Annotated in this window: 8 protein-coding genes; 1 reads left to right on the top strand and 7 read right to left on the bottom strand. The window is 44.2% G+C overall.

Going from position 1 to position 12,280, the window contains the following annotated elements; genetic code table 11:
* Positions 1 to 238 precede the first annotated feature (238 nt).
* From AC1DU2_RS25625 to AC1DU2_RS25595, 7 genes are all read right to left on the bottom strand, one after another.
* Positions 239 to 2,473: a glycoside hydrolase family 2 protein gene (locus AC1DU2_RS25625; RefSeq protein WP_477387932.1), complete on the bottom strand. Its 2,235-nt coding sequence runs from the start codon at positions 2,471 to 2,473 to the stop codon at positions 239 to 241.
* A gap of 153 nt (positions 2,474 to 2,626) precedes the next feature.
* Positions 2,627 to 3,970, bottom strand: a complete 1,344-nt coding sequence (locus AC1DU2_RS25620) for a deoxyguanosinetriphosphate triphosphohydrolase (protein ID WP_477387934.1) — start codon at positions 3,968 to 3,970, stop codon at positions 2,627 to 2,629.
* A 170-nt stretch (positions 3,971 to 4,140) separates the two neighbouring features.
* Complete coding sequence (locus AC1DU2_RS25615; RefSeq protein WP_477387930.1) at positions 4,141 to 4,323, bottom strand: hypothetical protein; 183 nt, start codon at positions 4,321 to 4,323, stop codon at positions 4,141 to 4,143.
* A 323-nt stretch (positions 4,324 to 4,646) separates the two neighbouring features.
* Positions 4,647 to 6,410, bottom strand: coding sequence for an OmpA family protein (locus AC1DU2_RS25610; RefSeq protein ID WP_477387928.1), 1,764 nt, complete (start codon positions 6,408 to 6,410; stop codon positions 4,647 to 4,649).
* Positions 6,411 to 6,414: 4 nt separating this feature from the next.
* Positions 6,415 to 7,401: a PorP/SprF family type IX secretion system membrane protein gene (locus AC1DU2_RS25605; protein ID WP_477362295.1), complete on the bottom strand. Its 987-nt coding sequence runs from the start codon at positions 7,399 to 7,401 to the stop codon at positions 6,415 to 6,417.
* A complete protein-coding gene (locus AC1DU2_RS25600; protein WP_477387926.1) occupies positions 7,398 to 9,929 on the bottom strand; it encodes a T9SS type B sorting domain-containing protein in 2,532 nt (843 codons plus the stop codon). The genes AC1DU2_RS25605 and AC1DU2_RS25600 overlap by 4 nt, the downstream gene beginning before the upstream one ends.
* A 299-nt stretch (positions 9,930 to 10,228) precedes the next feature.
* Positions 10,229 to 10,432, bottom strand: a complete 204-nt coding sequence (locus tag AC1DU2_RS25595; protein ID WP_477362301.1) for a hypothetical protein — start codon at positions 10,430 to 10,432, stop codon at positions 10,229 to 10,231.
* 278 nt (positions 10,433 to 10,710) lie between these two features.
* On the opposite strand from AC1DU2_RS25595, the gene AC1DU2_RS25590 reads away from it, so the two are divergent.
* Positions 10,711 to 12,204, top strand: coding sequence for a TonB-dependent receptor (locus tag AC1DU2_RS25590; protein ID WP_477362303.1), 1,494 nt, complete (start codon positions 10,711 to 10,713; stop codon positions 12,202 to 12,204).
* Positions 12,205 to 12,280: the final 76 nt, after the last annotated feature.

Below are 12,280 nucleotides of genomic sequence, written 5' to 3'. Positions count from 1 at the left end.
GGATTACTAAATTATTGAACTAACAATTTAGCAATCATTAGCCGGATTTTAGCCTCATTCCTCTGTTTTTGTTAAAAAAATAGGAACAGACCTCTTATTTGGGTTAAGATACGGTTAGCTACTGCTAAACAATAATATTTTTAATACCTAAATGATTGCCACATATTTATTTATTGCTCCACAAAAAAGCCCCTGCAATATGCAAGGGCCTGTTACTAAACAAAAGGATAAAAATTAATCAGGGTTTTGTTTTACTCAAAAGCGAAATACCGGCATCAATATACTGCCCGCCCACTGTTTGGTGGCAATGTATGGCTATGGTGTTTTTACCTTTCAGGTTTAGCGCGGCTTTGGCTTCTTTACTTATTGGCGCTACGGTATAGCCGGATGTGGCACCATCAATTGTTGCAGCTTTAACGCCGTTTATGTACACCTCGCAGGTTTCATCGTGATGAATGTACAACACCAGGTTGTCTTTGTTGATGGCCTTAATTTCATTAAGGGTAAAATACTGGCGTATCCATATGTCGCTGCTATTCCAAACTGTTTTCACATTTACACCTGGCGTAAAGCTTGTACCAAACCCGCCGGGGCCCAATTTCCACGCGGCATTGTTGTACTGCGCATTAAACCAGCCGTCTTCAGGTTTGGTGAAGGTATACTTCCAATCGCGGCTGTTGGTTTGCGACGATGGCAGTACATCGCTGATGTACATATGATCATTAATGATTTTTTTGTTGGATGCACTGATGTTTGCTACGCCCCCTTTATCTACCTCGCGATCATAAGTGAGCAAGCCATTTAACTCCACCTCAACATCGGTAATTTCGGTGTATACCGCGGCACTTAATCCTTTATTGGTTTTGTATAGTACCAGGTCGTTGGCATAGGTATCGTACAAATTGGTATAATCTTTTTTGTTGTCAATCATGATATACGTTGGGCCCGATTTCCAGATATGGCCCGGAATTATGTACCCGATACCGCCATACTCGCCACAGGCCAAAACCTGGGTTTTACTTTCGGGCACCGCTGGCGGCGGGTAGCTGTGGATATCCATAAAATCGCCAACACCAAAATGGTTACCGCCACTGGCCTGGTTAATAAGCCGCGAATCGTCGAGCTTGCGCACCATATTTACTAAACCGGCCGTGTTATGCTGCCCCTGTGCTTCGTTAAACACTACCCAGGTTACTATACTCGGCGTGTTCCAATGCGTTTTAATCATCCGGGTTAATTCAGATGCGTAGGCAACTGAATCAATAGGCGGCGTATGGTCTGTGTACGAGTTTTCAGACGGCATATCCTGCCAAACCATGAGGCCCAGTTTATCGGCCCAGTAGTACCACCGGTATGGCTCAACCTTAATGTGCTTCCGCACCATGTTAAAGCCATAGTTTTTAATCATCTGCAAATCGTTTTTGATGGCAGCATCAGTAGGCGCGGTATAAATACCATCGGGCCAGAAACCCTGGTCAAGCGGGCCTGTCTGGAAAAGGAATTTATTGTTCAGGAACAGTTTTTTGTAACCATCCTCATCGCCCACCGATATCTTCCGCATCCCGAAGTAGCTGGAAACCATATCGACGCTTTTGCCATCTTTTTGCAGGCTGATATCTAAATTATAAAGGAACGGCGAATCCGGCGACCATAATTTAGCATTCTTTACCGGCACACTTAATTCCTGGCCCGCTTTGCCGATGTAAGTTTGTACTACTTTAACACCATCCTTTACTTTAATGGCTACGGTGTATTCTGCTGCTTTTGCTGCCGTGCTTACAGTAAGTTTTACAACCGATTTATCAATATCCGGGGTTATCCTGATATCGTTAATATTTGTTACCGGCACGGGCTCCAGCCACACCGTTTGCCAGATACCGGTAGTTGGTGTATACATAATGCCCTGCGGGTGCAGGCTTTGCTTACCACGTGGTTCGCCGGCATCATCTGTAGCATCAAAAACCCTTACGGTAATTTCCTGCGGACCAGCGCCTGTTATGGCAGATGTAATATCGTAGCTAAATGGGTCGTATCCGCCCTTATGCACACCAAAACTTTTTCCGTTTACAAACACTTCCGATTCATAGTCAACCGCGCCAAAGTGCAACAGGATATGCTGACCTTTCCAAGCCGCAGGGACTGTAAACTTGCGACGATACCAAAGCCGGTCATGGTGTTCCATTACACCCGATAGCGCCGATTCCACCGGGAATGGTACCAGGATTGTTTTGCTGAGCTTGCCTTTTGGTAAAGCGTCGCCGGCAGCACCGGGCTGGTACTGCCAAATGCCGTTAAGGTTAAGCCATTTTACGCGGGCAAACTGCGGACGCGGATATTCAGGCAAAACACTGTTCGGGTTCACATCTTTAGCAAACCGGGTCATGAGTACCGCTTTTTTGGGTTGCCATTGTTGGGCAATCAGCAACGAGGGCATAGTCATTGCTGCTAAGCAAAGGATTTTTTTTAAGTTCATAATATAGGCGGAAAGCACACAGATCATTAATAGCCTGCATGATTAATACTGACGCTAAAATTATGCTAAAATGACAAGCCCGTTTACTCCCTAACTACATTTGATTGTTTTTGGCGAAAAGTTGATACGATTTGTGGGATTGTGTTTATTCCATCAACTCAATGTTGGGAAAGAGATTCCCTTAATTTTCCTGAACAACTCCACCGCATACAAATCTGTCATCCCAGAAACAAAATCAAGTACGGTTTGAATTTTAGAGTAATCATCCTGATTTTTGGTTAAAAACTGTTTGGGGATAAGCTCTACCAGTTTTTTGTGATACTTGGATGAATTTTGCAGGTAAGCCGGTATAAACTCTTCCAGTATGCCACCCATAACTTTATAACCGGCTACTTCTATCTGCACAACCGACGAGTAATTGTATATCTTTTTTACCGACAACGTTTCGATGTTTTTCATGATGGTACGATAGGGCTCTTCTATCATATCTATCAGCGATGTATTGAAATTGCCGGCAAGGATGTTTTGCTGCTGATTGTAAAACAGCTTGGAACATTGCTGTATCAGCGTGTTTATAGACCTTGCACGCAGGTAACCAACCTTTGCGTCGTCATCGTCAATATCATCAAGTCGCGCCTTCATTTTCGGGTCGTTACATAAAGGCAGCAACAGGGCTTCAATTTCATCATAGGATAATATCTTGAGGCGATGAGCATCCTCAATGTCAATAATATTATAGCAGATATCGTCGGCAGCTTCTACCAGGTAAACGAGTGGATGGCGCTTGTAAATAGGCGGATTGTCCTGCACTTTGTTTAGTCCCAGTTCGTCGGCTATTTTCCTAAATCCGGCCTGTTCCGACTGGAAGAACCCATATTTTTTAGTATGGATATTTGCTTTATTTCCGCCTACGATAGAAGCGCAGGGATATTTGGCAATAGCCGCTATGGTAGCATAAGTAAGCGCGAAGCTTCCGTTCCCCTTGCCCGAATAAGAATGGGTAAGGATGCGCAAAGCATTGGCGTTACCTTCAAAATTGATCAAATCGGCCCATTGCTCAGCAGGTATATTTTTTTGATAGCCTGCACCGTCACCCTCAATAAAATAATGTGATATTGCGGCTTCGCCCGAGTGGCCAAATGCCGGGTTGCCCAGGTCATGCGCAAGGCATGCCGCCGAAATAATGGTGTCGATATCACTCATCAGCGGCAGGCGGGCATCAATCCCAGTATCTTCTTCTTTAAGCTTGTTATAAAAGATGCGGCCTAATGATTTGCCAACACTGGCCACTTCTAAGCTATGGGTAAGCCTGTTGTGCACAAAAATACTCCCTGGTAAAGGAAATACCTGGGTTTTATTTTGCAGCCTCCTGAAAGGCGACGAAAATATAATACGGTCATAATCCCGCTGAAACTCCGACCGGGCATCAACCTGGCTTGCAACATATTTATCCTCGTATCCCCAGCGCTTGGCCGATAGTAAAGTTTCCCAATTCATCATAAGCGGTCAATACAAATCTTGTTTAGTATTTACCGGCAATATTATCCTATAAATTTCATAAACAGAAAAGAGATAAACATTTTATGGTAATAAGTAAAGCTGCATACCTATTTAAAAAGCCTTTTATGCAGAAAGGCTTTTATTTTCAATTTAAGTGGTTTTAACAATTAATGCACCGGATGATGATCTTGCTGGTTTGCAGGAATTGGCTCCAGGTAACCCTCGTTGTTAACCGCCAGGTTGCTGGTAGTTGCAACAGGTAAATTTTTCTTTGCTTTTGGGCCGGCCATTGGTATTACAATTACTGCAATAAAGGCTATTACTTCCAGTACGATATAAAATGATGTCATGACTTAATTTTTTAATGTGTTATCAATTACAGCCTATATACTATAGGCATGCCAAAAAACGCTTAAAATGCTTAATAGCAGCAAAACCACTTTAAACCGACTAATTTGACAGGGCTGATGCATTTGGGCATTTAAAAAACCTATCATTTTGAAAGGGTGGTAATATCAAAATGAAAAAACAGTGTGAATTAAAGCAGATTCCGTTTTACTTATAATAGGTGCGCCAAGCACTAAATAACATACTCAGCCATAACTCACGTTTTAAACACACTTGTGGCTGATTATACATTTTCATACTCAGCCATAACTATATAAACTTATAATCAATTGCTACCCGAAACTACTTTAATTTCTGTTCTCCTGTTTAGCTGATGATCGGTTTCCGAACATTTAACCTTGTCGGCGCATTGGTTTACCAGGTTACTTTCGCTGTAGCCTTTGGCTACCATGCGGGTTGGGGCTATGCCTTTTTTTACCAGGTAAGTTACGGCAGATTTGGCCCTGCGCTGAGATAACGCAAGGTTGTATAAATATGATGCCCTTGAATCGCAATAGGATGCCAATTCTATTTTTAGTGCTGGATATTGCTTTAAAATGCCTGCCACCTTATCCAGTTCGGCCGCTGCATCGGGCCGGATGAATGATTTATCCAAATCATAATAAATGGGCCGGATGTTGAAATCGGGACGGGATGCCCCTGAAAGTGGATCGGGTGAATCGGATGATCCTGGTTGCCTGGTGGCAACAATTAATTGCGGGCTACCGTTTATTGGTTTCACAAAAATCGAATCCTTTACGCGGGTAAAAGCATAAATATCATCGCTACCCTGGCCGTTATCGCGGTTTGACGACAGGTAGCCGCTTTGACCATCGCGTGTTATCAGGCTAAAATCGTCGCTGGTGGAGTTGATAGGATACTTAAGGTTTTTGGGGGTATCCCAATTGTTTTTTTGGCCATGGGCAACATAAATTTCGTACCCCCCCATACCGGGTAGCCCTTTGGAAGCATAGTATAACACACCGTTTTCATCTACAAACGGAAAGCTTTCTTCTTCTTTGGAGTTGATGGCTTTACCACAATTTACAGGTTTGCCCCAACTTCCGTCACTTTGTTTTTCGCAATACCAGATATCTGTTTTACCCAGCCCGCCCTGCATATCCGAACTGAAATAGATCAACCTGCCATCTTTTGACAATGCCGCGTTACCCACAGAATACTGCTGTACATTATTGTACGGAAAACTGCCCGAAATAACCCAGCCACCATCTTTTTTCACGGCGGTAACCAACTGCAGGCGGCGGGTATAAAGGCGGGTGTTATTTTTGCCGCTACGTTGGTCTATCGGTAAGTTTTTAGCAGCAACTTCGGTAGTAACGGTAATATAGGCGGTGTCTCCTTTATTGTTCAGCACCATGGGGCCTACATGGTAAGCATCTTTAAACTCGTTGCTTGTGCCTGGATCTAAAAACAGTTGTTTTGTTTCTTTAGTATTTAAATCGTAGGTATATAGTTTAAACCAGCCGTTGCCGGTGCGGTTATCTTTTTTGCCATCTTCGGTTTCGCGGTCGGATGTGAATATAATGGTTGTCTGGCCACCGTATGCGGCTCCCCAATCAGACGATGGGGTATTTACGCCCCCAACGTTATTCACCTTATATGGCGATGGCTGCTTCATCCACACCATAGCCGAATCCACATCGGCCAGCTTTAAGGCTAACGCGCCTGCATCATCTGTAAAATACAGTTGGTACTGTTGCCTGGCCATGTCAAACTTTTGGTTGCGAAACAATACTTCTGCATAAAAATAATGATCGAGTTTGGCGGCTTTAGGATCGTTCAGGGCTTTGGCATACCAATCTTCGGCATCCTGGTATTGGTTAATGTAACGGTAACAGGTAGCAATACGCTCAACAAGTTTTACATCCGGCTTATGGCCAAGCAGTTTAAGGTAAACTTTAAGGCTTTTGAAATATTCATACTGATCGAAAAGTTTATCGGCCCTTTGTTTTACCGACAGCTGTTCCTGCGCCAAAGTAACCTTTGCCAGCAAAGCCATCAACAAACCAATCAATATTAACTTTTTCATTTGCCTAAAAATATCTCGGACTAACCACCCTTGGGCTTTTGCCCGGAAAACTAATGCTCAACGACAATTCATGCGACCCACTTTGCGAACTTGCCAGCCTGCTTGTGGTAAAATCATATGAATAACCAATCCTAAAGTTTTCACTCACATAAAATTGCACCATCGCCGCCACAGCGTCTGTTTTATCAAGGCCGCTTTGCAGGTTACTTTTTTTCCACAGGTTTATCCCGGTGCGGTATGATGCGCCTATCCAAATGGTTTTGTTAAATACTATATAATTGCTTACATCCAGGTTGGTTGGGCCTTTAAAGTCCTCTTTTATCAGCAACGAGGGTTTAATATCCATGCCTTCATTTAACGGCACCATTGCACCGCCGGTTAAGTAAACTGTACGGGCCTGTTTATACTGCTGCAAATGATCAACAGTGTTACCCAAACCCGAAAGCAAGTTAAACACCGATGCGCCAACATATACCGTTGGCGAGTAATAATAAACCCCGAAACGAAAATCGGGCGTAACGTTGCTTTGCGTTCCGGCGGGTATATTGGCATCTCCATCATCAGTAGCGTTAAATTTAGTGCCATCCAGGCGATACTGTATAGCGCCAAAGCCAAGGCCAAAACTCAGCCGTTTTGTATCATCCTCATCAAGCCGTAGCCTATAGGCATAGTTTACATAAACCGATGATGTACTCTCGGGCCCAAGCTTGTCGAAAGTAGCTATCAAGCCTAAGCCCATATTCTGGTTGGTGCTGTTGGTAAGGCCATCAACAGATACTGTGCCTGTTTTAGGCGCGTCGTTAATACCCACCCACTGGATACGGCTGCTTAAGTTAAGGGTCCAGTCCTGTTTATAACCGGCATAGGCCGGGTTTACCGCCAGGCCATTGAACATATATTGGCTAAACTGTATGCTTTGCTGGGCCTGCAATTTTACGGTGAATAAAACCAGGCCTGCTACCAGGATATATAGTTTAAAGCCCTGCATCATTTACTCAGTTTTAAAAACACCCAGCCCTTAACCGGGGTAAATTCACCGGTATGCTCTTTCCGGTTCAATACATAAAAATAAGTAGCCTCGGCCAGGCCGGTGCCGCTCCAATCGTTTTTGTAATTATCAGAACGATAAACCTCGTTACCCCAGCGGTTATACACCGTTAGTTGCGAACCGGGGTAGCTCTCTAATCCAACAATTTTAAAAGTATCGTTTTTGCCATCATTGTTGGGTGTTATTACATTGGGGATCTGCAAATCGGCAGGGATCACCTTCAACACCACTGTATCGGCACAACCATTGGCGTTGGTAAAAACAAAATGATATACGCCAACTTTATCCAGTCCGGTTATTGTAGTTGTATTGCTTGCGGGGGTGGTAATAGTTGCCGGTAACGGATCGCCTGCCGCCTGTGTAAATACACCCGTACCCGTTGCTGCCATGGCAGCCGGAGCGTACTCAAATATAGTTTGATCGGCACCTGCATTTGGGCCCGGCGCAATGTTTACCGTGTTGGTTTTAACATTATTACAACCTACGCCGGAAGGGGAAGCGTCACATTCGCTATTCGGATCGGTAGGCACAGCTGCATCCGGGTTGGTGGCATCCGGGTCTGTTACATCAGCAGGCCTTAATACAGCAGCCTCAACAGTAAGGTTGCCGCTTGTTGCCAACGCTATATTCCCGGTAATGGTAAAAGTGCGTACAGCACCATTTGCTATATCCAGGTTAGCGAGGTATGCGTTTGCCACAACAGCACCGCCTGAGGTTGACGAACTGCCGGCGGTAGCAGCGCTTGTTACTACCAAGCCACTGATATCATTAGGAAAACTAAAGCTGAATCCGGCACCTGTAACATCATTAGGGCCGTTATTTTTTACCACAACTTTATATATTACCGGCTGGCCCGAACAGGCCGCCACGGCCGTTATACTTTCTACAGAAAGATCGGCTTCCTGCATTACAAAGCTTACCGAAGTTGTTACCGGTTTGCTTTTTATATAACTCCAGGTATCAATGGATTTATTGTTCCCAAAATCGGCATCATTGGTGGCTATACTGGTAGTGGTGCCCCATTTGTGCCCGTTTATAGCACTGCTTAAGCCCGTGAGGTTTTTTATAGGGTTTGATGGTGTGCCTACAATACTGATAGGTGTATCGTCCCAATACAAGGAATCATCGGGAGCAAAAGTGCCGTTTGTGCGCGTAAGTAAAAGGCCGTTAACATTGCGCTCCACATCAAAAAACGGAAAATGGACTTCGCCCGCGGTAGTGGCTATGGTGATATCTACCTGCAATGACAAAGTGCTGTTACCCGCTACTTTGGCGCCAAGGCCATCAAGCCCGTTCCAATATACCTGGTTACCGCCGGTGGTTGCCTGCCCGGTTAATTTACGGTCGATGGCATCGGTATACAAACCGTTATGGTTTATATCAATACCAATTACATAATTACCGTTCCCGGTTATGTTAAAGTTAAAGTTGCCGCCCAACGGATTGGTTCCGGCCTTGCCAATAGTTCCTTCGGCACCAGTGAAAGTAACGTTACTTATTGCCGGCACTACGGGCGTATTTAAAAGCCATGTTGTTGCCGATCCCGGCGTATTGGCTACGGCGGGCATATCGGTAGCCGGGATATTAAAAAATATTTTTTGGGTGATATCTGTTTGGGTATCGGCCACGCGCGGGTCTTGCACGTTAACGTTGGCGCTAAGGCCGTTGATGCTTTTGTACGACGCGTTTCCGTCGTCCCCCCTAAACCCTTTGTTATTTACAAAAAACGTAAAGCCGTTGCCGGCCTGGCCGTTGTTATTTAATATGTATTGATATCCGTCTTTGGTCAGGATGTGGAATATCGCGTTAAAGCCCACGTTAAACGTACCTAATATTCCCGAAAATACCTGGGTATACACCCTGCCATTTATAAAGCCCGAGTTTGAAGCATTGCGTACCGATACATCAAAGGCGGTAATATATTCGGCCTGCGGCTGTGTCCAGTTGGCATTGGCAGGTATGGTAGGCGGATTGCCGTTTAATACCGTTCCGGGGTTTTCGGCAACAAAATCAATTTCCCAAACCCCCTCCTGCCCCGCGCCTACCGTTTTTATAAATGGCGTAAATCCCCCGGTATTAGGCAATGGGCCAGCTACTTCCTGCGCTCGGCTATTGATATTACCTGTGCTGGCATCTGTGCCGCTGGTATAGTTGTTACCGTCGGGCGCGCGCAAGTTAATAGTACCACCGGCAATACCCTGGGCGCTTGAGCCCACATAAATACTTTCGCCGGGCTTTACGTAAACCTTAACTGTACCTAAAGTGGGGAACGGGAACGAAGTATTGGCAACCGTGCTGCTCGAAAACAGGTATGCGCGGTATCCCCCACTGGCGGCCAGCTCTTTACTGCCTTCGGCATATAAACCGGCAACAGGCAAAAAAAACAAAATTACAGCACAAAAAAAGCCCTTTATAATTAGCTTAAGGTATGGATAAGGTATGCCGCAAAAAGTTACTGCGCTGTTAAGCATTGAGGTTTATTTACAAAGCCGTAAGTTATAAAAAGCAGGCGAATTGGGTGCAAAAAATTTACAAGGGGTAGCAAAAAGCAGTTTCGGCCCCGTTAGTAACCTGTATTAAATTTTCTGGTACTCTTTACGATAAACGTGGGGATATTGTTTGCATCATGCCCGATTAGCTTTAAAACAATCCTTATAGTAAAGTAGTTGCCGGATTTGGAGCCAGGTTATAGTTTTTTGCCAGGTGTACCATCCCATACCAGGGTGTGTCACCCGTAGCGTATACACAGTGTATAAATCCTGTTCAAAAATCATAATTTTCTGAAATGAACAGCTTTTTCAATCTTTTCCGGGAAGCTTCCATCAGCCCATGTAAAATAGTTTTTCCTCAAGCGGCTTACTTCAGACAGCCTTTCGGCAGGGGCCTTATCTAACCAAAATAAAACGTCAAGAGCGTCCTCTTCTTCAACATTTACATGATTGACTACCAAAGCTATTTTCCTGCTATGCTTCATGCGCAATACTTGATTATTAAACTGATGGATGCGTTTATATAACAAAAATACAAAAAAAGCACCGGGTAATCATATCATGATTTTGCATATGAACAAATTCAACATTTGTTAACAATTTATTAAACCTTACGCCAGCGTTGCTATCTAAATCAAAAAACAACAGCGGTTTCTTTGCCTTTTTACTAATACATGATCTTAACTAATTTAAAAAAACGTATTTTTAAGGCGTCTTTTCAGATCATCATATTGGCAACAATAAACTATAATTGAATAAGGGTATGAATGCCATTCACAACAAGGATATAGGGACCAAGCAAAAGGCACTTGCTATTAACCTTGATCCTAAAATATACGGCTCATTTGCCGAAATTGGTGCAGGACAGGATGTTGCGGCTAATTTTTTTAAGGCCGGCGCATCATCTGGCACTATAGCCAAAACCATGTCGGCCTATGATATGGTTTTCTCCGACGCCATTTACGGCGTACAACAATCAAGGCGTTATGTGAGCGAAGCGCGCTTAATATCGATGCTTGACCATGAATACGGGCTGCTGATTGAACGTTTGGCCGTACAACGTGGCGACTCAACTACGTTTTTCGCTTTCTCTGATACGGTATCAGCTTTAAATTACAATAAAACCAACGATGGTCATGGCTGGATGGGCGTGCGTTTTCAGCTAACGCCAAACAGCGCGTTTAACGATGTGGTTATTCACGTAAAACTGCTGGATAACGATACCAACCTGCAACAGCAGGCTGTGGGCATTTTGGGTGTAAACCTGATGTATGCCTGCTTTTATTACAACGAAATACCACCGGTATTTTTGCTGTCGCTGATGGATAACCTATCGAGAGACAGGATACAGATTGACATGATTCGTTTTGAAGGGCCCGACTTTACCAAGGTTGACAACCGGCTGATGAGCCTGCACCTGGTAAAATATGGTTTTTCTGACGCTGCCGTTTTTGGGCCCGATGGCAAAAATATGCAGCCTACCGAAGCGTTGTATAAAAAACACATTGTGGTTATCCGCGGCCGTTTCCGCCCTATTATTAACGTGCATTTAGATATGCTTAACAATGGCGTTAAACAATTTTTGCAGGAACCCGATGTTGACAAATCAAAGGTAGTTGTAGTTACCGAACTTACGCTGCAGGCTTTAAAAGAGCGAAATGCCGACCTTAATGCCGATATTGATGAAAAAGATTTCCTGGACCGTGTAGATATCCTTTGCTCGCTTGGGCAAACGGTTATGATCAGTAATTTTCATGAGTATTATAAGCTGGTGGCCTACCTTTCAAAAATCACCAGGTTAAAAATTGGCATGGTGCTGGGCTTCCCTAACCTGGAATACATTTTTTCGGAAGAGCATTACAAAGATCTTCCGGGTGGCATCCTTGAATCGTTCGCCACGCTGTTTAGCCGTAAGGTAAAACTGTTTATATACCCTACCCTCCGCGACGGCGTAATATGGAATTGTCTTAAGTTTTATCCGCCACCACATCTTATCGATTTATACCGCTACCTGATTGCCAATAATAAGATTGAAGACATACGGCACTATAACGAGGGCAACCTGCATGTTGATACCGATAAAGTACTCCAACTGATAAAACAAGGCGCTGCCGGCTGGGAAGAGTATGTACCCAACGAGGTAGCCGCCATGATAAAAGACCGCTGCCTGTTTGGTTTCCATTGCGAAGTACCACCGGTTAACGTTGTTGCTGCTACTAATGGAAGCGACACCCAGACGCAAACAGCCACTGTTTAACATTTGCCGAATAATTATCATAAAAAAGCCGCTGCATTATTACATATGCAGCGGCTTTTCTTATTTGTTATAAACA

The sequence above is a fragment of the Mucilaginibacter sp. P4_C11 genome (assembly GCF_056402115.1).
The sequence above is the reverse complement of the archived record's forward strand: the minus strand, read 5'-3'. Positions and strand labels throughout refer to the sequence as shown.

Coding starts and splice junctions, on each gene's coding strand:
- AC1DU2_RS25625 (WP_477387932.1), bottom strand. CDS start 2,473: ATGAACTTAAAAAAAATCCTTTGCTTAGCAGCAATGACTATGCCCTCG.
- AC1DU2_RS25620 (WP_477387934.1), bottom strand. CDS start 3,970: ATGAATTGGGAAACTTTACTATCGGCCAAGCGCTGGGGATACGAGGAT.
- AC1DU2_RS25615 (WP_477387930.1), bottom strand. CDS start 4,323: ATGACATCATTTTATATCGTACTGGAAGTAATAGCCTTTATTGCAGTA.
- AC1DU2_RS25610 (WP_477387928.1), bottom strand. CDS start 6,410: ATGAAAAAGTTAATATTGATTGGTTTGTTGATGGCTTTGCTGGCAAAG.
- AC1DU2_RS25605 (WP_477362295.1), bottom strand. CDS start 7,401: ATGATGCAGGGCTTTAAACTATATATCCTGGTAGCAGGCCTGGTTTTA.
- AC1DU2_RS25600 (WP_477387926.1), bottom strand. CDS start 9,929: ATGCTTAACAGCGCAGTAACTTTTTGCGGCATACCTTATCCATACCTT.
- AC1DU2_RS25595 (WP_477362301.1), bottom strand. CDS start 10,432: ATGAAGCATAGCAGGAAAATAGCTTTGGTAGTCAATCATGTAAATGTT.
- AC1DU2_RS25590 (WP_477362303.1), top strand. CDS start 10,711: ATGAATGCCATTCACAACAAGGATATAGGGACCAAGCAAAAGGCACTT.